At 41.7% G+C, this 20083-nt stretch carries 17 protein-coding genes and 1 pseudogene; 9 read left to right on the top strand and 9 right to left on the bottom strand.

What is annotated here, in order from left to right:
• Both cas6 and ABIM45_04065 read right to left on the bottom strand, forming a co-directional pair.
• Positions 1–747 carry a CRISPR-associated endoribonuclease Cas6 gene (gene cas6, locus ABIM45_04070; GenBank protein MEO0239086.1) on the bottom strand — a complete coding sequence of 249 codons (747 nt, stop codon included), beginning with the start codon at positions 745–747 and terminating at the stop codon, positions 1–3.
• Between the two features lie 207 nt (positions 748–954).
• A complete protein-coding gene (locus ABIM45_04065; GenBank protein MEO0239085.1) occupies positions 955–2940 on the bottom strand; it encodes a DUF505 domain-containing protein in 1986 nt (661 codons plus the stop codon).
• 192 nt (positions 2941–3132) lie between these two features.
• On the opposite strand from ABIM45_04065, the gene ABIM45_04060 reads away from it, so the two are divergent.
• The 7 genes from ABIM45_04060 to ABIM45_04030 all read left to right on the top strand — a co-directional run bounded on the left by ABIM45_04060 (position 3133) and on the right by ABIM45_04030 (position 10184).
• The gene (locus tag ABIM45_04060) at positions 3133–3546 is read left to right on the top strand and encodes an arsenate reductase ArsC (GenBank protein ID MEO0239084.1); all 414 of its coding nucleotides are present in this window, start codon (positions 3133–3135) and stop codon (positions 3544–3546) included.
• Positions 3547–3638: 92 nt separating this feature from the next.
• Entirely contained in the window at positions 3639–5189 is a 1551-nt protein-coding gene (locus ABIM45_04055; protein ID MEO0239083.1) for a GGDEF domain-containing protein, read from the top strand.
• A gap of 27 nt (positions 5190–5216) precedes the next feature.
• Positions 5217–5693 carry a thioredoxin-dependent thiol peroxidase gene (gene bcp / locus ABIM45_04050; protein MEO0239082.1) on the top strand — a complete coding sequence of 159 codons (477 nt, stop codon included), beginning with the start codon at positions 5217–5219 and terminating at the stop codon, positions 5691–5693.
• Positions 5690–6256 (top strand): nitroreductase family protein, encoded by a 567-nt coding sequence (locus ABIM45_04045; GenBank protein ID MEO0239081.1) that lies wholly within the window; start codon positions 5690–5692, stop codon positions 6254–6256. Before bcp ends, ABIM45_04045 begins: the two co-directional genes overlap by 4 nt.
• A gap of 87 nt (positions 6257–6343) precedes the next feature.
• A complete protein-coding gene (locus ABIM45_04040) occupies positions 6344–6721 on the top strand; it encodes a hypothetical protein (GenBank protein MEO0239080.1) in 378 nt (125 codons plus the stop codon).
• Between the two features lie 3 nt (positions 6722–6724).
• Positions 6725–9370, top strand: a complete 2646-nt coding sequence (locus ABIM45_04035; protein ID MEO0239079.1) for a valine--tRNA ligase — start codon at positions 6725–6727, stop codon at positions 9368–9370.
• On the top strand, positions 9348–10184 hold the full coding sequence (locus ABIM45_04030) for a hypothetical protein (GenBank protein ID MEO0239078.1): 837 nt from the start codon (positions 9348–9350) through the stop codon (positions 10182–10184). The genes ABIM45_04035 and ABIM45_04030 overlap by 23 nt, the downstream gene beginning before the upstream one ends.
• Here ABIM45_04030 and hutI read toward each other — a convergent pair.
• Genes hutI through ABIM45_04005 form a run of 5 tightly spaced genes read right to left on the bottom strand, consistent with a single transcriptional unit; the run spans position 10171 to position 15747 of the window.
• The gene (gene hutI, locus ABIM45_04025; protein ID MEO0239077.1) at positions 10171–11394 is read right to left on the bottom strand and encodes an imidazolonepropionase; all 1224 of its coding nucleotides are present in this window, start codon (positions 11392–11394) and stop codon (positions 10171–10173) included. The two genes, ABIM45_04030 and hutI, sit on opposite strands and share 14 nt — an antisense overlap.
• Positions 11384–12442: a hypothetical protein gene (locus ABIM45_04020; GenBank protein ID MEO0239076.1), complete on the bottom strand. Its 1059-nt coding sequence runs from the start codon at positions 12440–12442 to the stop codon at positions 11384–11386. The genes hutI and ABIM45_04020 overlap by 11 nt, the downstream gene beginning before the upstream one ends.
• Positions 12430–12894, bottom strand: coding sequence for a hypothetical protein (locus ABIM45_04015; protein MEO0239075.1), 465 nt, complete (start codon positions 12892–12894; stop codon positions 12430–12432). Before ABIM45_04015 ends, ABIM45_04020 begins: the two co-directional genes overlap by 13 nt.
• Positions 12894–14795: a 1-deoxy-D-xylulose-5-phosphate synthase gene (gene dxs / locus ABIM45_04010; protein MEO0239074.1), complete on the bottom strand. Its 1902-nt coding sequence runs from the start codon at positions 14793–14795 to the stop codon at positions 12894–12896. The genes ABIM45_04015 and dxs overlap by 1 nt, the downstream gene beginning before the upstream one ends.
• Position 14796: 1 nt before the next feature.
• Entirely contained in the window at positions 14797–15747 is a 951-nt protein-coding gene (locus tag ABIM45_04005; GenBank protein ID MEO0239073.1) for an FAD-dependent oxidoreductase, read from the bottom strand.
• 37 nt (positions 15748–15784) lie between these two features.
• On the opposite strand from ABIM45_04005, the gene rnr reads away from it, so the two are divergent.
• Positions 15785–17863, top strand: coding sequence for a ribonuclease R (rnr, locus tag ABIM45_04000; protein ID MEO0239072.1), 2079 nt, complete (start codon positions 15785–15787; stop codon positions 17861–17863).
• A gap of 86 nt (positions 17864–17949) precedes the next feature.
• Here the strand turns inward: rnr and ABIM45_03995 are convergent.
• Positions 17950–18273, bottom strand: a pseudogene (locus ABIM45_03995) (D-glucuronyl C5-epimerase family protein).
• 129 nt (positions 18274–18402) lie between these two features.
• On the opposite strand from ABIM45_03995, the gene ABIM45_03990 reads away from it, so the two are divergent.
• On the top strand, positions 18403–19344 hold the full coding sequence (locus ABIM45_03990; GenBank protein MEO0239071.1) for a 2-hydroxyacid dehydrogenase: 942 nt from the start codon (positions 18403–18405) through the stop codon (positions 19342–19344).
• A gap of 14 nt (positions 19345–19358) precedes the next feature.
• Here ABIM45_03990 and ABIM45_03985 read toward each other — a convergent pair whose 3' ends face one another.
• Entirely contained in the window at positions 19359–19958 is a 600-nt protein-coding gene (locus tag ABIM45_03985; protein MEO0239070.1) for a DUF996 domain-containing protein, read from the bottom strand.
• Between the last annotated feature and the right edge of the window lie 125 nt (positions 19959–20083).

The raw sequence follows: 20083 nt of genomic DNA, 5'->3' as shown, positions 1-20083 counted from the left end.
TCATTCCCTCCAAATTTCTGCACACCCAAATCCTTGAGAATTTTTTGCGCCGAGGCCTGCTTCAAAGGCCATCTGATAAAGCTTAGGGGGTAGGCTTAGTTCGAAAATACCATCCCACCCTTTTATTACATAACCATCATAATTTAGGATTCTTTCATCTTTTTTGCTTACTTTGTATGGCTTTATTGATCCTCCTTCTATTTCCTCACCAAACCAAATCCTGGCTTTCCTTTTTAAGTTTTGTAGAAGAAGTTTTTCAAAATCGTCCTCGAAGGGGCTGTAATAATAGACCTTTTTCCTACTATCGGCGGTTGTGACCGTGCTATATACCGTAATGGGTGATAGGGTTTTTACAAGAACCTTTTCTTGGTATTCTGGGGTTGCCTCTACTTCAATGGAGGCAAATTCGAGGATTTCGTTACCAAGTTCTATACTGTTCTTCTTAAGCAGGTTCGATGCAAAGGACTGGATAAATTCATTGTAAGGTGAGGCAACGATGAGATAGATATCTCCATGAAAGATTATATGTTTTGCTCTTATCTTTGCTTTTTCAGATGGGATTAAACGTGAAAAGGTGAAAAATTTTATTTGCCTCTTAGAGGCTGGATCTTTAAATCCCTCGTTGTGTAATTTTTCCGCAAGCCAGTCGTCAAGGTTCTTGTAAATAAAGGCCTGAATTAAGGAGTTGTAATGTAGGGGGAATACTGATATTCCATTTTCTGATTTTAAACGAATCTTTAAACGCATTAATTTGGAAAATTATACTTATAAGAGAGGGTACTGTCAATACCCCGGCGATTAATGGAATTTGAAATCGCGATTAGAGAGGTTTTAGAGGACAATAATATTTTCTTGTGGGCGCGGGCGTAGCCCGCGCCCACTAAATAGATTGATACTTTTTTACATCACATCGATTGCATTATTCCAGGCCTTTAAGATTCCCCACAAAGTAGACTAATAACTTTCTTCTACATACCTTGTTGCGACCGGTGTGTTCATCTTTTCAACCGCTTCTAAAAGTATCATTCCAGTATCTGTTAAATTGTTGTAGCCAACATATCCGAAAAGTCGTGCTACTTGCAGTGCCTCCGCAAAGGTTTCGTCGGATAGGCCTGATATCCTTTTTGCTTCTGCAACATTCCGTGGGAGTATGCGCACCTTTTGCTCCTTTACATACAGAGTGCCCACGTTTTTAAGGGCTTGTAATACCCTTACTACAATTGGCGTTACCGGGAATCCTGCGCCCTTGGGAACTGAGAGTAAGGCCTGGTCTAACAACTTGCCCGCTTCAGTCTCTACCACATTTCCATCGGGAAGTACCTCAATTAAACGCCTTGCTTCCAGTTTGTTGATAGCGAATCTTATTTTCCACGCCGGGAGTTCGTCTTTCAATAGATCATAAATCTCCGATAATGTTATGCCCTTTTCAGGTATAACTGAAAATACCATGTACTCGTACTTTGTAAGGAATGGCAGTCTGTAAACCTTTTCAGCAAGGTCTGCATAGAGGTTACCTCTGCGAGAAGGTCCACCAGTCCCGACCAAACCTTCCTTGAGAGCGAGGTTGTACCACTCCAAATTGGGTGCTGCGAAGGCCTTTCTCGGGGTGGTGATCGCTTTAACTGCAGGGGCACTGACCTGTTCAGCCTCGTCTTCTAAAACCTTTCTTCCAAATTCCGTCAAGGTGAACACTTCTTTTCCTTTTTCATCTTTTTCACTTCTAATGAGCTGGAAACTCTCTAAACTATGTAAAAAGGCTCTTAGATCGAAGTTTTCAACATACCAGGCATTCAGGTCTGTGGCGTAGAAGAAGTTTCTGGCAATGTCTCTGTACTCCTCTATGATTTCTTCAAATTTCTCGCCATATTTTTCCTTCATTATCTTGTATTCGGCACTTTTTCGTTTTATCATCTCTTTTTTCAGGTTATCAAAGGTTGGCCTTTCCTCAGGATTACTCTTGGCCTTTTCCCACAGGTCTTTAATTGCTTTTAACACATCTACTTCATCTTTCTCTAAGTCGAAGGCAACTGCTAATCCCTGTGGACGGTCTTTAAGTAAACGGAAGGCTTCCATAGCGAATTCACCTGCAGGGAGAAGCTCTCCCGAAGGTCCAAGGTAGCCAAGGGATTGTAGAATTGTGATTGCAGATTCGGGCAATTTCTCCGTGTCTAAATATTCGGCTAAGGATATTAAGATATCCCTTGATAATACAACACCTTCCCCAAATCCTCCAAGGGTGAGTGTCCTCTTGACTGCCTGGCCGAGGGCAGTAAAGGCAAAAATTTCAGATTTGGGAACGGAATAAGCTATAAGGCGCATCCCTTCGAGGAGGTGTTTTTCATGGTCTGAAGCAACAAGGCGGGAGCTCTCGGCAGGACCCATGGGCAATCTCCGTATAAGATCGGCTAAGGAGGCATCAATTTCCAGGTTGGGCTCAGCATTTCTATAAATTTCTAAAGCTATCTTCCCCTGTTTTGTAAGGGTTACATATTCCTTTTTTCGCTCCCTGTCATAAACTCTGGAGGCCAAGCCGCGTACCATAAGGGGTTCTACTCCCTCTGGTCCAACACGACCTGCAAGGTCAGCTGACTCTAACATCGCTATGATCTCTGAACCGAGGAAACGGAAGTCACCGTCCCAAGCCTCAGGAGGATTGAGCCCTCTTGCTTCTCTGATTACTATGTTTCCTTTTACTTCTTCTTCCTTCTCAGCAAAGGGCTGAGGACCTATTTCGTACAATTCTCGGAGAAGGTTGGCAAGGTCTCGTCCAACGTAAGTCAGGGTTAGCTGAAGTGGGGCAGAGAATCTTACAAGCCCCATAAGCTCCAGCTCCCGAGCCACAAGTTCGTCCACCTCTTCTAAGGCTGTGTAGGGAAGTTTGTTTTCCTCATCTTTTAACAGTTTTTGAAGCAATATTGCATGTTGTTTCTTAATTACCATAAAATCCTCCTTATTTTCCGTTTTTTAAAATAATAGTGTGTTTGCTTGAATTTTCTATACTTTGGGGTTCCTTTTCATTCTTTTTATGGAAGGCGCGATTCTTTCTTTTCGGCAAAATTTCTGCATATTTTAAGTGGTAAAGGTCGTTTTACTGATTTTAGACTCTCGTTTCCTATCCCTTATAATTCTTTTATGAAGAAGAAAGTTCTTTTTATCTGCACCCACAATTCAGCCCGGTCACAGATGGCCGAGGCTTTTCTGAATCATCTTTACCCTGAAAAGTTTCAGGCTTTTAGCGCTGGCACCAAACCCGGAAGCCTGAACCCTTACGTCGTAAAGGTTATGGAAGAAATTGGGATAGATATGTCAGGCCACAGATCTAAGAGCGTTGAGGAGTTCATCGGTGAAACCTTTGACTATGTGGTGACGGTTTGCGACCAGGCAAAGGAATCCTGCCCTTTCTTTCCGGGTGCTAAGGAGTATTTACACCAGAGCTTTCCTGATCCCTCCTCTTTTCAAGGAACTGAAGAAGAAAAACTGGAGTTTACGAGGATGGTCAGGGATAAGATAAGGGCTTTTGTAGAAGAGTTTTTTGGGAAAATTTAGATCTGGTTCTGATTTTTCTCTTTAAGTCTTAGCTCTTACCTACTTTTAATCTGTTGACTTTCTTGAGGTTTAGCATTATCTTAAACTTAGTTATGTTAAATCGCAGTAGGTTGAGATTGTGGTATGATCTTCTGATAGGCCTTACCGGAGTGTTAACTTCCACGGTTTTGGTTATTTTGAAAAGGCCGGCCTTTCCTCAGTTTTTTCTGTATGTGTTTATATGCGTTATATCCGCTTTGGGTGCACTCTGGATTGTGACCTTTAGATCTACCATACTATCTTTTGAAATCGCTCTTTTCTTCTTTGTAACAATCACTTTCGGGCCTTACGTTGGAAGTTTTACTGCAATGATTGTTATCCTTTTGGTTTGGGTTGGTAAGGCACTTTATAGTTATGTTAAAAAGGAAGGGGATCCGTTATATACCCTTAGGGCTGGATTTTTTAACTCGGGGCTTTACGGAATCCTTTATCTTTTAGGTGGTGTTGTTTACACCGCACTTGGGAAAGGTTTCTGGGGATCCCTTCTTTCCATCCTTGTAATTATAGTGACGAATGAATTCATTTTTGTTATTAAGGAGATCCTGCGTGGTCAAAATATCTTGGATTACTTGAAGAACGAGGCATTACCCAGCGATTTTGTCGAGCTTTTAATATTTCCCCTTGGAATCAGTATTAGTCTTTTATTCAGTGCCTATGGATTTTCTGCGGTTGTTCCCGTCGTCGCGGTAATTCTTCTTCTGGCCTACATTGGTCATCAGTATTCTTTGTATCAACAGGAATTAAAGGAGAATCTTTCAACCATGGACAGGCTGAATGAAATTCAGGGGATGCTTAACAGGCTAACGGAACCTCAAGAGATTCTGGATTATTCCCTTGCCAGCATCTCGAGTATCGTTCCCGCTTCCTTTGTTGCAGTAAGAATATTAAGGAAGCTCTCTTATTTGAGTAAACTAAAGATTTATAGGGATGGGGAAATCAGGACAATTGACGAAGAAGAATTTAACAATCTCTCCTGGGATTTGATTTTTAATCTTATTCAGGATGAGCTAATTCTCGGAGAGCTATTTATTGGATTAAAGCAAAGGGTTCCAAGGAGCCTTACATCGGCTCTGGAAAATCTGGTGGGAGTAATTAACGCCAGTCTAAATAGGAGTATCACTTATAAGGAGTCGATTCTCGACGGCCTTACGGGTCTTTATACCAGACGGTTCTTTGAAGAGAGGATAAAATCTTATATAGCTCAAAGTAAAAGGGAGAAAATGCCTTTTACTATTGTCTTATTCGACGTTGACAAGTTAAAGTACGTTAACGATACCTTTGGGCACTTAAAGGGTGATGAATTGTTAGTGTCTTTTTCGAAAATTTTAAGGGAACATACAAGGGAATCTGACCTTTGTGCCAGGTGGGGCGGAGATGAATTTGTTGTCGTTCTTTATGGTGTAAGGGAAAGCGAGGCGGAAAGCATTGCAAGAAGGGTGGTGGAGGAATTTGGGAAGGTTAAATTTAAGGGCATGGGAGGAGAATTTGTGGCAAGTTGCACATATGCCTGTAAGCAGTTTGATCCTGAATTCCCAGCTACGCCACAAGAATTATTTTACCTTGTAGATTCAATCTTGATTGCTAAGAAAAAGAACAAGCAATAAAGTTGATTTTTAAAGGAGGGATCTTATATGTTAAAAGAAGGGGATCTTGCCCCTGACTTCTGCCTTCCCGATGAGGAAGGTAAAGAGGTTTGCCTGAGCTCCCTAAAGGGGAAGTGGGTTATCCTTTATTTTTACCCTAAGGATAATACATCCGGGTGTACGAAAGAGGCGATCAGTTTCACTGAGAGGATAGAGGATTTTAAAAGGCTGAATGCAGAAGTTTTAGGTTTAAGTAAGGATAGTGTAAAGAGCCACCTGTCTTTTAAAAACAAACACGGGCTAAAGGTTAAACTTCTCTCTGATGAATCCGCTGAAGTTTTGAAGAAATATGGCGCATGGGGTAAAAAGAAAATGTATGGTAGAGAAGTTGAAGGGACGATAAGAACCACCTTTTTAATTGACCCTAACGGGCGGATACGAAAAATTTGGTGCAATGTTAAAGTTGAAGGCCATGTTGATCAGGTCTTTGAAGCTTTAAAGGAACTAATAAAGGAGGGAGTGTGAGCGTGAAAGAAATAATCGAAAAAAGGAGGGCTTATAGGTCACTTCAGCCCTTCGAAGTAACCAAGGAACTCATTGATGACCTTGTATATTGTGCTTCGCTTGCTCCTTCCTGTATGAACAATCAGCCGTGGCGTTTCGTTTTTGTATACGATCGAAACCTTTTGGAACAAATTTTGTCGGTTATGCCTAAGGGCAACCAGTGGGCGAAAAATGCCGGGATGATAATTGCCGTTTTTTCTAAGAAGGATATGGATTGTGTCCTCGAGGATAACAGGGAATATTTTCTTTTTGACATGGGTATGGCTACAGCCTTTCTTATTTTAAGGGCCACTGAGCTCGGACTTGTCGCACATCCTATCGCTGGATATGATCCTGTTAAGGTTAAAGAAATACTCGGGATTCCACAGGAGATGGTCTTGATTGCCCTTGTAATAGTGGGCAAGAAATCAGAGGAAATTTCCCCTCTCCTTTCGGAGAAGCAGATACTGGGAGAGAAGCAAAGACCTGAGAGGCTCCCTTTTGAGAAGATAGCTTTTATCAATAGGTATTCCTCTAGTGAGTAGTTTGCATTCTCTTGGCATTATGCATTTTGCTTGACATTTTGCCTTATTGAATTTATATTTTAGCACTAATTCTTTTAGGAGGTTATCATGAGCAAAGTAAAAAGAGAGGATATACTCCAACTATGGGAGTCAGTAACCGACTTTGGGGAGTCGTGGAGTGATAAAATAAAGGAACTACAGGAAAGGATTGGAGAGCTTAAAAAAATAGAGGATTATGAATCCATAAAGGAAGACTTAGAAGAACTGGAGGATGAACTTGACAACTTGAATACGGAGATTGAAGATGTGGTGAGTGACGCAATAGATGGTATTATTTCTTTGGATGAACTTTCCGACTTATTCAGGGACTATGCGGATAAACTTTTGATGCTTGAGCAGGAACTGATAGAGCTTGAATTGGAGCCCGAAGAATTTGAAGAAGAATGGGAAGAGGAAGAAGGAGAGGAAGACGGAGACGAGTACTGAGTTATGAGCGAGATCCCAACCAAGTATAACCCACAAGATATAGAGGATAAGATTTATAAATTCTGGACTGAAAAGGGTTATTTCAGGGCGGATCCAAAGTCTGCAAAACCTAAGTATTCGATAATGATTCCTCCGCCGAATATCACTGGCGTTTTGACCCTTGGCCATGTCCTGAACAACACCCTCCAGGATATTATGGTCCGCTTTAAGCGAATGCAGGGGCATGATGTGTTATGGCAGCCGGGGATTGACCATGCTGGAATTGCTACCCAAAATGTTGTGGAAAAAGCCCTTGCTAAGGAGGGAAAAACCAGGTTTGATATAGGGAGAGAAGAATTTCTAAAACGTGTTTGGGAATGGAAAGAAAAGTACGGAAGTACAATTTTACTTCAACTTCGAAAGCTCGGAGTTTCCTGTGACTGGTCCAGGGTTAAGTTTACAATGGATCCTGATCTTTCGAGGGCAGTGATCACAGCTTTTGTGAGGCTTTACAAGGATGGGCTCATTTACCGTGGAACTCGAATAATAAATTGGTGCCCAAGGTGCGGGACTGCTTTAGCCGATGACGAGGTTGAGTATGTTGAAAGAAAAGGTAAACTTTATTACATTAAATATCCTCTTGTAGATGGTGATGGTCACGTTGTCGTTGCAACTACAAGACCTGAAACCTACTTAGGAGATACTGCTGTCGCAGTAAATCCGGAGGACGATAGGTATAAGCACCTTGTGGGTAAAAAGGTTAGGCTGCCTTTAGTTACCTGGAATAGAGTGGGAAGTGGGGGTGAGGTGGTTTCTCCCGAGATTCCCATTGTGGTAAGCAGGCGTGTTGATGCGGAGTTTGGTACAGGTGCGGTAAAGGTTACACCTGCCCATGATCCTGTGGATTACGAAATCGGAGAAGAGTTGAATTTGCCTAAGGTTAAAATAATGAACCCTGACGGCATTTTGAATGAAAACGCAGGGATTTTCAAGGGGTTAGACCGTGAAACGGCGAGGGTCAAGGTTATTGAAGAACTGGAAAAGCAGGGTTTTATCGAAAAAATTGAAGACTATGTTCACAACGTAGGCACCTGCTATAGATGCAATACCGTAATTGAACCCTACCTATCTCCTCAGTGGTTTGTTAAAATAAAGCCCCTTGCCCAAAAGGCAACGGAGGCAGTGAGAAAAGGAGAAGTACAGATAATCCCGAACCAGTTTGAGAAAATCTATTTTAACTGGCTTGATAATGTTAAGGATTGGTGTATTTCGAGACAAATCTGGTGGGGGCACAGAATTCCCGTTTTTACTTGTCAGAATTGTGGTAACGTGATGGTTGAGGAGAATCCCCCTTCCTCTTGCAGTGCCTGTGGTTCTTCCAATATTGTTCAGGATGAAGATGTTCTTGATACCTGGTTTTCCTCCTGGTTATGGCCACTTTCAACCCTTGGATGGCCTGAAGATACGGAGTACTTGCGGAGATATTATCCCACTGACCTATTGATTACAGGATGGGATATTTTGTTTTTCTGGGTAGCCAGGATGATTATGGCTGGCTACTATTTTATGGGGGAGAAGCCATTCCACAGGGTTTATCTTCATGGTCTTATCAGGGATGAAAAGAGGAGAAAACTTTCAAAGAGTCTTGGAAACTCACCCGATCCCCTTGATCTGATTTCAAAGTATGGTGCGGACGGTGTCAGGATGGGACTTATGCTCATTACACCGGAAGGTCAGGACGTCATCTACTCTGAAAAGAAGATGGAGATTGGTAGAAACTTTGCCAATAAGTTGTGGAATGCCAGCCGACTCCTTCTTATGAATCTCGACGGAAGCAAAATGAAGCCGGAGCCTGCTATTGATTCCCTTGAGGACAAATGGATACTTTATCTTTTGGATAGAACCATTTCTGAAACCACTAAGGCTCTGGAGGATCTTGATTTTAATAAGGCAGCATGGACCCTCTATGACTTTTTCTGGAGTGAATTTTGTGATTGGTATTTGGAATCGATAAAGCCAAGGCTTGCAAAGAAAGACAAAAAGGCTCTACAGAATGCTTTCTATGTTTTGATGAACATTCTAAAGCTTCTCCATCCATTTACTCCCTTTATTACTGAGGAGCTCTGGCAGAAAATGCCTTTTGAGGGGCTTGAAGAGTCAATAATGGTTTCCGAATGGCCCAAAGTTTCAGGTTTTAATTTTGAGAAGGAATACGAGGAGTTTGAGCTAATTAAGGAATTGATTCAGGGGGTAAGGCAGATTAGGGCGGAAGCCGGCTTAGATGAAAACATTGGAATTTATGCGGAGTTTGAAGATGAGGATTTGCTGAAATCCCTTAAGGAGCATATCCATTTATTGTCTTTTCTCGGAGGGATTAGCGGGGTTGAAAGGGCATACGGCATTAAAGGAATCCCTCTCATAATCAAAAATTATCACTTCCTGATACCTGTTGAGGAAAGGGAAAAGGTGGAAAAGATGATTGCCTCCTTTAGAAAGGAGATTGAGGAACTGGAAAACCTGCTGAAGAGAGTGGATGAAAAACTGAATAATGAGGATTTCCTTACGAAGGCCCCATCAGAGGTAGTGGAGAAGGAAAAGGAGAAAAAACGAACCTTTGAGCTTAAAATTAGAAGGTTAAGAAGTTATATTGAGGGCCTTGAAAGGTCCTGAGGAGGGGGTATTGAGTTGCGGTATTTTTGGTTATATAGGTCAATATAAGGTAAAGTTATCCAGTGTAAAAAACCTTCTTAAGGAACTCGAGAGTTTAAAGGAAGATGTAGATACATTGCCCCTTGGCGGTCATGGTGCAGGTTATTTTCTGTTAAGCGATGGGCTTGTCCTGTACCACAATAAGGTTGGCTATTACGAGAACAGGTCCCCGGTAGATGTGCTTTTTGATATGGAGGAATTTTCACCTGATGACAACGTGAACTTTTTTATGGGGCATGTGCGCAGGGCCTCCGATGAGTTTTCAAATCCCGACGACCTTGATGAGTTTCATGCACAACCTTTTGTACATACTGGCTCAAAGTATAAAGTTATAGGTATCCATAACGGTTTTTTGAAAAATTATAAGGATCTTGCAAGTAAATTTCAGATTAGTGATTATTTCACGGATTCTGACGTATTGACCCAGGTCTTTTTAAAAATTCTGGAAAAGAAAGATGACGTCTCGGAATCCTGTGAAGAGTTATTTTCCATAGTTGAGGGCGGAAATACGGCAGTATTCTTGGTTGAGAAGCGAGATAGGTATTGGTTAGTGGTACTCCACACGGGGAAGACGAGAGGACTTGTCCTTTATGAAAATACCGAAGGCGAAATCCTTCTATGTTCGCGTAGAGGTCCTCTTTTGAATCATTTTGGGCCTCTCATAAATCAGAGGAACTTCTTTGAGTCATTATATATTCCACCAAAGGAGCAAAATATTTTTATAAATTGGTGGAGAATTGAGGTGAACCCGCCTTTTAGGCTCAGTGAATATTGATCAGTTTTCCTTTCCTTATGATTTTTCCAATAAGGTTTCGCCCTACTTCATAAACGAGGTGCACAAAGGAATGGCTTTTGAGAATTAAAAGGTCTGCATCGAGACCCGGGCCGATGTTTCCCTTTGACTTTTCAATCTTTATGGCTTTTGCTGCGTTTAATGTAATCCCGAGTAGCGCCTCTTCCACAGAAAGTCCGTAGAGAAAAACTCCTAATGCCATTATGAGGGATTGAGAATAGAAGGGAGAGGTGCCGGGATTGTGATCCGTTCCAAGGGCAATGGGGAGTTTTATTTCCCGCATGAATTCAATTTTTGGCCTCTCCTTGAGCCTGAGAAAGAGGCAGGTGCCTGGAAGCAAAACGGGAACAACGTTTCTTTCCTTTAAAATTTCAAGGTCTTCTTCGGTGGTGTGTTCCATATGCTCTGTAGATACGACTGGAAATTCCATGGCTAACTTAGCTGCGCCGGTGTAAGAAAGTTCGTCGATGTGCATTTTTATTTCGTAGCCGTATTTTACTGCAACACTTAAGATTTCCCTTGCTTCATCGACTGTAAATGCCCCTCGGTCGATAAATATATCGATGAATTTCGCCTTTCCTGAAAAGGCCGGAATCATTTTGTCTTTTAGCAGATTTATATAACCCCTTCGATTGTCCTTATATTCCTGGGGAATGGCGTGGGCTCCAAGAAATGTTGTCACTATGTCAGCTTCATCTTTTTCTTTTAGCATTTCAGCTACGTCAAGAAGCTTCTTTTCCGTCTCGAAATCAAGTCCGTAACCCGATTTTATTTCCACGGTCAGGCTTCCATGGTTTCTCATTTCGATGAGTCTTTCATAGGATACTTTAAAGAGGTTTTCTGTAGAATCTTTCCTTGTGAGAGATACGGTATAATTGATTCCTTTCCCCTCTTTAAGTAAATCCAAATACTCTTTTCCTTTCAGTTTGGCGAGGAATTCCTCGTGTCTGCATCCTGAATAGACAAGATGGGTGTGGGGATCCACAAAACCTGGTATGACGGAGTTCCACTCTGCATCTATGACCTGGTACTTTTCTTCGGAATAGTACTTATCTTCGATCTCTTTTCTTTTACCGAATTCGACAATTTTACCCTCGTTTATGGCAATTGCGGCGTTTTGCAGGGTTTCTAAATTGTCCTCCTTGAAATAAACAAGTTCACCAATGTTTGTTACGATTAAATCAACCTTCATAGTGGTATTTGTCAAGGAGCTCCTGAATTAGGAGGGCTCTCATTTCAGCTTCTTTGGTAAGATCATCCGCCGGTACACCGTAATATATCTTTATGTGGTAAGGCAAGATCCTGAAAAAGACTTCGTTGAAGAAACCAGGATGGATCTCTTTTATATAGCCAAGGTCGACGCCTATTCTCAGGTTTGAAAGGTGCTCGTAGGTTTCCATAAGGCTTAGTAGTTTCGCGGATTGGAGTATAGCTAAGGATTTGTAGATTCTGTCCTCTACTTCCACTGGCCGATCTGCGTAGATCAAGTTCCTTAGCTGATTTTCCAGTTCTACAATCTCTTCGAGGGTAGATGCCATCTTTGTTTTTGTCTCAGCGAAGGAATCGAAGAAAGAGGTGATTTTGATTTGTACAAAGGCACCGTAAGTCTGAATTGTGGTATCCATAAGGCCAGAAAGTACAATTAGATTTCTTTGAAGTATTTGTGAAAAGTTCTGGATTTGACCGAGTAAAAAAATTGCGGGGATGTGGATCATGGCCGAGATGCTCAAGGCGTGCCCGAGGTACCTCGGTGAAGAGGTGAGGTACCCAATGCCCTCTTTGAAGGCAAAATTAAGAGCCCTATCTAAGAGAGCGATGTATATCTGGGATTCTTCACCAATTTCGTCCATTTCAGAGTAGGCGCCTCTGAAAATAAGCTTTATGTGGTCTCTTTCGTTTACCCTTATGATATGTCGTTCGCTCTCGTCAAACATAAGGGCCACATTTCTTCTTTGAAGGCTTTCTGACCCAAGAATGCCTCTTTCATAAAGAATCATCGTTAGTTCCGTTGCGGCTTGCTGTGTCTCAACGATATTAAAGTTGTTCTCCCACATTGGAAGTTCTTTTGCTACCTCAATTACTTTTTGTTGAATTTCTTTAAGTTCTTCGTCAGAAAGCTTAGACGGGAATTTATAGCCATCGAGGTCTCTGTAGTACTTGTAAATTACAAATTGAACTATATTCCCATTGGTTTCAGAGAAGAGATCGGGGACCCTTTCGATGAGTTTCAGGATATCCATTTTAATATATTTTCAAGCTTCCTTATGCGATCCCTAACTTTTATGGCCTCTTTGAACTCTTCGCGCTCTTTAAGCTCTTCTAAGGTTTGTTTCAGTTTTTGTAATTCTGATTCGACGAATTGAGTGAAGTTCTCGGCTTTAAGCCTTTCACCGTTGAAATAGGAGCGATGGATGATCCTGTCGAATACCTCTTTGAAATAGGGAAGGAAATAATCGTAGCAAGTGGGGCACCCCATAAGGAAGTTATTTCTGAAGTCTCTGAGGCTTGTGCCACATACATTGCATTTTATTAGTGTTTCATGGGGAATCATTTCCTCTTCCGGTATAATTCTGATACCGTTTGCGAGTTCCTCTGCGCATTCTCTGCACAGAAAAAGGGTCACTGTTTTACCCTCGACATACTCTTTGTAAGTGATTTCTGCTTCCTTTTTATTACAGCGACTACACAGCATTATAGTAACTCAAGGTATGCCTTTATTTGGTTATATACACCCTCTTCATCAAGTAAGTAAAGCTTCAAAATCTCCTCCCTTGCCCCTTGTTCAATGAAGGTGTCTGGTAGCCCTATATTGTGAATGTTAAATTTCTTGCCCCTTGAAATGTGAATAATTTGCTCATTTATAGCGGAACCAAAGCCACCCGGCAGATTCCCCTCTTCTACGGTGATAATAGCCTTGGGTGAGGATTCAATTATCTCGCGAAGCATCTGGCTATCGAGAGGTTTTATAAATCTTCCATTTATCACTGTGGTTTGAATTCCTTCACTTTCTAAGCGTTTGGCTGCGAAAAGGGCGGGGTAAACCATCGAACCAGTTGCAACGATGACTACATCCTTGAAATCCTTTCCCCATAACTTTTCCCAGGTGCCTATTGGGATTCTTTCAGGAGATTCTTTCATTTGCACTCCAACAACGCTTCCCCTTGGGTATCTTACAGTAATGGGACCCTCCTCGTAATGGAGCATGGTGTAAAGCATGTCCACAAGTTCATCTTCGTCCTTTGGAGCCATAACTACAAAATTGGGAATTATTCTTAAGTAAGCATAGTCAAAAACTCCATTGTGGGTGGCTCCATCCTCACCCACGATGCCACCTCTATCCATTACTATTCTGACAGGTATTTTTTGAATTCCAATATCATGAATAAGTTGGTCAAGTGCCCTCTGCAAGAAGGTTGAGTAGATGCAGGCAAAAGGTTTTAAACCGTTGAGAGCAAGCCCTGCAGCAAAAGTTATCGCGTGTTGTTCTGCAATCCCAACGTCAAAGAACCTGTTGGGGAATCTCTCCCTGAAGAGGTCAAGCCCTGTTCCGAGGGGCATTGCAGCGGTAATAGCTACCACTTTGTCATCTTTTTCGGCAAGATCAACGATAGCTTTTCTGAAAATGGATGTGTAAGAAGGTTTATCCGATGTTTTTAAGGGTTTTCCCGTTTCCTTATCAAAGGGCCCTAAACCGTGGAAGAACTCTGGGTTTTCTTCGGCGGGTTTATAGCCCTTGCCCTTCCGCGTTAAAACGTGAATGAGGATTGGACCTGTTTTTACCCTCTTAATTCTTGAAAAAGTTTCGATCAATTGTTCTAAGTCGTGTCCATTCAGGGGGCCAACGTATTCAATGCCCAGTTCCTCAAAGAGGATTGTGGGGACCGCGAAGCTTTTCAGATTTTCCTTAATTTTCTTTGCGAGTTCTCTTAGCCTTTTAGAAAGGAAATGGGATGGTATCTTTTCGAGGAATTCCCACAGTTCCTCTTTTGCTTTGTAGTATTTAGGAGATGTTACAATCTTGGATAGATAATTGGAAATTGCTCCGACATTTTCAGCAATGGACATTTCGTTGTCATTTAAAACAATGATCAGGTCTTTTTTGAGATGCCCTATGTTATTCAGGGCTTCTAAGGCCATTCCACCGGTGAGTGCGCCGTCACCTACAATGGCCACTACTTTGTAATTTTCTCCCTTTAAATCCCTGGCTACTGCAAATCCAAGGGCGGCAGATAAAGCCGTTGATGCATGACCTGCCCCAAAAATGTCGTGTTCACTTTCACTCCGTTTCAAAAATCCACTTATTCCATTGAGTTTTCTAAGGTTTTTGAAGGCTTCCCTGCGTCCCGTAATAATTTTGTGAGCGTAAGCCTGATGGCCAACATCCCATATGAGTTTGTCCTTAGGGGAGTCAAAAACGTAGTGAAGGGCAAGGGTTAGTTCCACTGCACCAAGGTTTGGAGCAAGATGGCCTCCATTTTTTGATACCACGTCAACGATGTATTCCCTTAATTCCTGGGCAAGCTGATAAAGTTCTTTTAGCGAAAGTTTTTTAATATCCTTCGGCGAATCAATTTTTTCAAGCAACGCCATAATTTTATTTTAACCTTAAATCTTCGTAGCAGGAAAGGGCTGCAATAGCACCCTGGGCCGCTGCTACTATTACTTGCGCTACTCCCCCGGTAACGTCTCCGGCTGCGTAAACCTTTGGCATCGAGGTTCTCATCTTTGAATCAACTTTTATATAGCCCCTCTGGTCCAGTTCAACACCAAGGGATTTTGCCAGTTCACTTTGAGGAATTAGTCCGACGTAGATAAACACCCCATCGGCTTCAATTTCCTTCGTTTCGCCAGTTTCTCGATTTATAAACCTCACGCCTTTAACTTTTTCATCACCAAAGATCTCGGTAACTTGAACGTTTTTAATGTATTCTATGCCAAGTTCTGATAATTTTTTCACGTAAGCATTCTCACACATATAACGAGGCATGTACTCGAGGATCGTTATTTTTTGAGCTATACCGTGGAGGGATATGGCAGCAATAGCACCGGAATTACCACCACCAATAACTACTACCCTTTGATCCTTGAAGAAGTACCCATCACAGGTCACGCAATATGATACACCTTTGCCGTAAAATTCCTGTTCACCTTTTACATTAAGATGTTTGTGGGTGGTTCCTGTGGCGAATATGATTGCGCTGGCGATGTAATCACCCTGCTCTGATTCCACAAAAAATCTCCCATCCTCCTTCTTCTCTATTCTGGAAATGGGTGACATTTCAATGACAGGCAAATAACTTTTGGCATGTTCCTTTATCTTTGATGCCAATTCTTCGCCTTTAATTCCAAAAAAGCCAGGATAATTTTCAATGAAAGGTGCTTCTGAAGCCAGTCCTCCTGCAACACCTTTGTCAATGACAACTCCTTTTAGCCCCGCGCGGGTGGCGTAGATTCCTGCGCTTAGACCCGCAGGACCGGCTCCTATAATAACTACGTCAACCTCTTCCGTTTCCTTTTTCTTCCCCATTCCTGGTACAAATAGCATAGTCACGCCTCCTTGCTTAAGGCTTTAAAATTAGAATATGGCTGATTTCCAAAGGTTAATTATAAATCTGCTTAAAAAGAATTCAAAAGGTCTCTCTTTTAACTCTATCAGGAAAAAGCTGAGAGTTAAGGGGGGACAGGTCAAGGCTTTACAAAGGGATCTCAAAGGGTTAGTGGATCAGGGACTCGTTTATAAAGATGGAAGCAGGTACGTTGCCGTTTCGTCCGAGACAGAAAAAGGTTACTTTCAAAAGTTTGCCGGTGGATTTGGCTTCCTCTTGAGGGAAGGTAAGGAGGATATATTCATTCCGCCCCATGCAACGATGGGTGCAATGGATGGAGATTACGTTCTTGCTGTCATCGTGAGGGAAAGGGAGGGGAAAAAGCCCGAGGGAAGGATAATTAAAATTTTAAAGCGGGCCGAGAAGAATTATTCAGGAACTATAAGAAAACAGGGGAAACGTTACGTCATTGTTCCCGATGATAAAGCACTGCCATCGGAACTGAATATAGCGAAGGCAAAAAGGGAAGGCTTAAAGCTGAAAGACGGCCTTAAGGTGGTTTTTAAGGTCAAAGAAGAGAAGGCTCATATTGAGGAGCTTGTTGGTTTTGAGGATGATCCCACCGTTGACTATAAACTCGTAGTTGCAAAGTATAAGTTAAAGGAAGAGTTTCCAAAGAAGGTTTTAGACGAAATTGAAAGGGTTGAGGTTGCCGATAGAAGAGAAGACCTCCGCGATGATTATATCATTACCATTGATCCCCGAGATGCTAAGGATTTTGACGATGCCATTTCGGTTAAGAAAGAGGGTAATCTTTATCTCCTTGGGGTTCACATTGCCGATGTTTCAGCTTATGTTCTGGAGGATAGCAGACTGGATAAGGAGGCTATGTCCCGTGGTTGTAGCACCTATCTAATTGATAAAGTCATTCCAATGTTACCGCACCAGCTTTCTTCTGACCTCTGCTCTTTAAAACCCGGTGAAGACAGGTATACGATGAGTGTCTTTATGTGGATCGACAAGGAAGGTAACGTGGTGAAGAGAAGATTTGCAAAGAGCATAATAAATTCGAAGGCAAGGCTTTCGTACGAAGATGCTCAGAGGATTATTGACGGTCAGGAACTGGAAAAAGACAGCGTTTCGATTTTTGTGGGGAACTCCTTTGAATACATAAGGGAGTTTTTGCTTCTTGCCCGAGAATTAGCATGGGTATTAAGGGAAAGGAGAGAGAGGCGAGGAAGTCTCGATTTCGATTTGCCGGAACCGGTGGTTGAACTGACGCCCCAGGGGCGGGTAATTTCCATTAGCCCCTCATTAAGATTAGAAACGCACAGAATCATTGAAGAATTTATGGTAAAGGCCAATGAGACGGTCGCGGAATTCTTAGAAGGGCAAGGTATGCCTGCTATTTTCAGGGTTCACGAAGTCCCTGAAGAGTCAAAAATTCAGAATTTCCTTAGGGTGGCTGAAGGGATCCTGGGGGTTAAATTCTCCTTTAATAAAATTGACAAGTTTGCCTTGCAGAAGATAGTCAAGACTGCTGAAGAGATGGGGCATGGCCCAATAATCTCCTATTTACTTTTGCGGTCGATGAAAAAGGCAAAGTATTCTATTCAGAATATAGGACATTACGGACTTTCTTCAGACAGTTACGTTCATTTTACTTCCCCCATAAGGAGGTATCCAGACCTTGTGGTTCACAGGTTATTGAAGAGGGCCATTTCGAAGAAAAAATGGACGCCCACCGATGAGTATATGCAAAAGCTGGATGAAATCGCAAAACTTTCGTCTCAGAGGGAAGAGATTTCCGAGAAGGCTGAATGGGAACTAGTTGATCTCAAGAAGTACGAGTTTATGAAGGAGAAAGTGGGCGAAGTGATGCAGGGTATTGTGACACACCTTGTACCTCAAGGTATGTTTGTTGAGATTGAAGAGTTCCTTACCGAAGGTTTCATACCCTTTTCGAAACTTAAAGAAAGTGTATCTTTTAATGAAGAAAATTTCGAGGTCACCTTAGGTGATAAAAAAATTAGGTTAGGCGATAAAATCATGGTGAAGATACTCTCTGTTAACAAGTGGGCAAAAAGTATGGAATTAGGGCTTGCAGAAGCTTAGATAAAAAATCCTTTATAAATTAGCTTAACTTCCTTTTGTTTGGATTTTACTAAAGTTTAGAAGCCTGGAAAAATGTCATTCATTATTTAGTGGTAGTCTACATAAAGGGAATCTGCAAAGTCTTTGAAAAATTGTTCTCCAGTCATTTTATGTAGAAACCGTATTAGGTTAACATGTAAAGAATGATATAACGCGTCTTGATGGTGATGTTTTAGGCAGTAGTAACTTATGCCACCTGGATTTCTAAATAATGGGAGTTTATCTTGCAGTGTGGTTAGCGAAGCATCGATGTAAAATTTCGCTTCAGGGTCTTTGGTTAACATCCAATATTCGTAAAGGCCGAATAGTCCAAAAATGAAACCATTTAACACGTTATCTGGAACATCCATAGGGTATTCTTCAATCCAGTAGTATTTATCAGGTGTAAGGTTTTTGAAGTTTTACTTAAATTTTACCAAATTCTCTTTTTTGAAGCCGCGGGTTTTAAGATTCATCGAGAATCTTTAATAATTTATAAGCAGTGGAAAAGGGGTAGGATAATGAAGAACACAGTCCTGGTATTGATACCAGAATTGGCTGATGAGTATAAAAAAATTGTGAGAGAAGAATTGGGTGGAGGATTTGATGTGTATTTTGATGTAACCTCGGCACCCATTGATAAAGTTGAGATTTTGATGGTTTTCAGGTGGAATGGAGTAGTGGAAGAATCTTTGATTGAACAGATGAAGTCTTTGAGGCTTGTGCAGGCAATAACCGCAGGTATTGATCACATTCCTGTAAAAGATCTTGCAGAGAGAGGGATAGCGGTGCAGGGTGCCCCGGGTGCCAATTCGAGATATATAGCGGAACATGCCTTTGCTATGGTCCTCACTGCTTTTAAGAAGATTTGCATTCATAATCAACTAATGAGAAAAGGGGAGTTTCATCAGGAATTCATGCAAAGAACACTTTTCGAAAAAAATATGCTCATTCTCGGTTTTGGTACCATAGGCCAGGAAATAGCAAGGATTTCAAAGGTCTTTAAAATGAAACTTCGGGTTTTCAAGAAAAATAGAGAGATTCCTTTAGAGTTTCAAAGTGGGGTGGAAAAGGTTTATACTTCAAAGGCTGAGCTTGAGGAGGCTTGGCCCTGGGCTGATGTGATTGTGGTGGCACTACCGTTAAATGAGGAATTGAAAGGGCTTATAGGAGGCTATGAACTGGATAGAATGAAGAAAGACGCCACGATCGTAAATATTTCCCGAGGAAAGATCATAGACGAAAAGGCACTCTATGAGCACCTCGTAGGGAATCCAGATTTTATCGCCTGTCTTGATGTTTGGTGGGTATATCCCAAGGAAAATGAGGAGTTTAAGCAGCATTATCCCTTTGAGAAGCTGGAAAATGTTTTAATGACGCCCCATGTGGCTCCGAAGGTACCTGGTTATTTTGAAAACATGCTGAAAACAGCCTGCAGAAAAGTTAGAGAGTATTTTGGCTGATTTTACCGGTACTTTTAGCTCGACGTGGTTTCTGGATTTTGATCGGTAGGTACAGCAATCTCAATGGTGTCAGGTAGATTGAAGAAGGCTACAGCGAGTAAAATCCAGCCAACAAACATTGCAAAAATCCCCAGTATAACTATTATTCCAATGGCGCCGTAAAAGAGGAAATCCCCGGCGAGCGCAAAGGTTTTTATCGTGGTCTTAGCAGTGATGCTTTTAAGGCTCTCCCGATAAAAGTAAGTCGATAAAATCGTAATTGCATAAAGAAGTAAAACGAAAAAGATCAGGGCAAAGCTTATTTCTGAGAAAATGTCATAATAACTCATATAACCACCAAAGAGGATCATTTTTGCGATGGACCAGGCCCCATTTATTACTGCTAAGGTGATTGCAAATCCTGTCCCAACGATGTTAATTATTATCCCGATGAGATATTGTCTGAAGATTTTTTCTTCCTTTAATCTCTGAGCAAGTTCATATAGGGCGATCAGTATTAGAATTAATCCAGCGATTCTCAGAAGTGGACCAATACGGCGGAGTCCACCCAGAAGGGTAATGATTACTCCAATACCACCGTAAATTTTTACATTTTTAAGTTCAATCTTTTCCATAGCTAAATTTTACTGAAAGGAACCCCGAAGATCAAGTATGCGGCGTTCCTCAAAATTAATCTATTTGGAATGGGATTGTTTCATCAAAAATAACAAAATAGTAAAACGGCGACTATTCTGCATCC

Source organism: candidate division WOR-3 bacterium (assembly GCA_039803545.1).
Classification (GTDB): Bacteria; Hydrothermota; Hydrothermia; order UBA1063; family UBA1063; genus UBA1063.
Note: the sequence above shows the minus strand (reverse complement) of the source record. Positions and strands in the feature narration are given on the sequence as shown.

Bases quoted from the DNA above. Each gene is read 5' to 3' on its own strand.
- ABIM45_04065 (MEO0239085.1), bottom strand. From the start codon at position 2,940: ATGGTAATTAAGAAACAACATGCAATATTGCTTCAAAAACTGTTAAAA.
- ABIM45_04015 (MEO0239075.1), bottom strand. From the start codon at position 12,894: ATGCTGTGTAGTCGCTGTAATAAAAAGGAAGCAGAAATCACTTACAAA.
- ABIM45_04005 (MEO0239073.1), bottom strand. From the start codon at position 15,747: ATGCTATTTGTACCAGGAATGGGGAAGAAAAAGGAAACGGAAGAGGTT.
- ABIM45_03985 (MEO0239070.1), bottom strand. From the start codon at position 19,958: ATGGAAAAGATTGAACTTAAAAATGTAAAAATTTACGGTGGTATTGGA.
- ABIM45_04060 (MEO0239084.1), top strand. From the start codon at position 3,133: ATGAAGAAGAAAGTTCTTTTTATCTGCACCCACAATTCAGCCCGGTCA.
- ABIM45_04055 (MEO0239083.1), top strand. From the start codon at position 3,639: ATGTTAAATCGCAGTAGGTTGAGATTGTGGTATGATCTTCTGATAGGC.
- rnr (MEO0239072.1), top strand. From the start codon at position 15,785: ATGGCTGATTTCCAAAGGTTAATTATAAATCTGCTTAAAAAGAATTCA.
- hutI (MEO0239077.1), bottom strand. From the start codon at position 11,394: ATGAAGGTTGATTTAATCGTAACAAACATTGGTGAACTTGTTTATTTC.
- ABIM45_04040 (MEO0239080.1), top strand. From the start codon at position 6,344: ATGAGCAAAGTAAAAAGAGAGGATATACTCCAACTATGGGAGTCAGTA.
- cas6 (MEO0239086.1), bottom strand. From the start codon at position 747: ATGCGTTTAAAGATTCGTTTAAAATCAGAAAATGGAATATCAGTATTC.
- ABIM45_03990 (MEO0239071.1), top strand. From the start codon at position 18,403: ATGAAGAACACAGTCCTGGTATTGATACCAGAATTGGCTGATGAGTAT.
- ABIM45_04020 (MEO0239076.1), bottom strand. From the start codon at position 12,442: ATGGATATCCTGAAACTCATCGAAAGGGTCCCCGATCTCTTCTCTGAA.
- ABIM45_04035 (MEO0239079.1), top strand. From the start codon at position 6,725: ATGAGCGAGATCCCAACCAAGTATAACCCACAAGATATAGAGGATAAG.
- bcp (MEO0239082.1), top strand. From the start codon at position 5,217: ATGTTAAAAGAAGGGGATCTTGCCCCTGACTTCTGCCTTCCCGATGAG.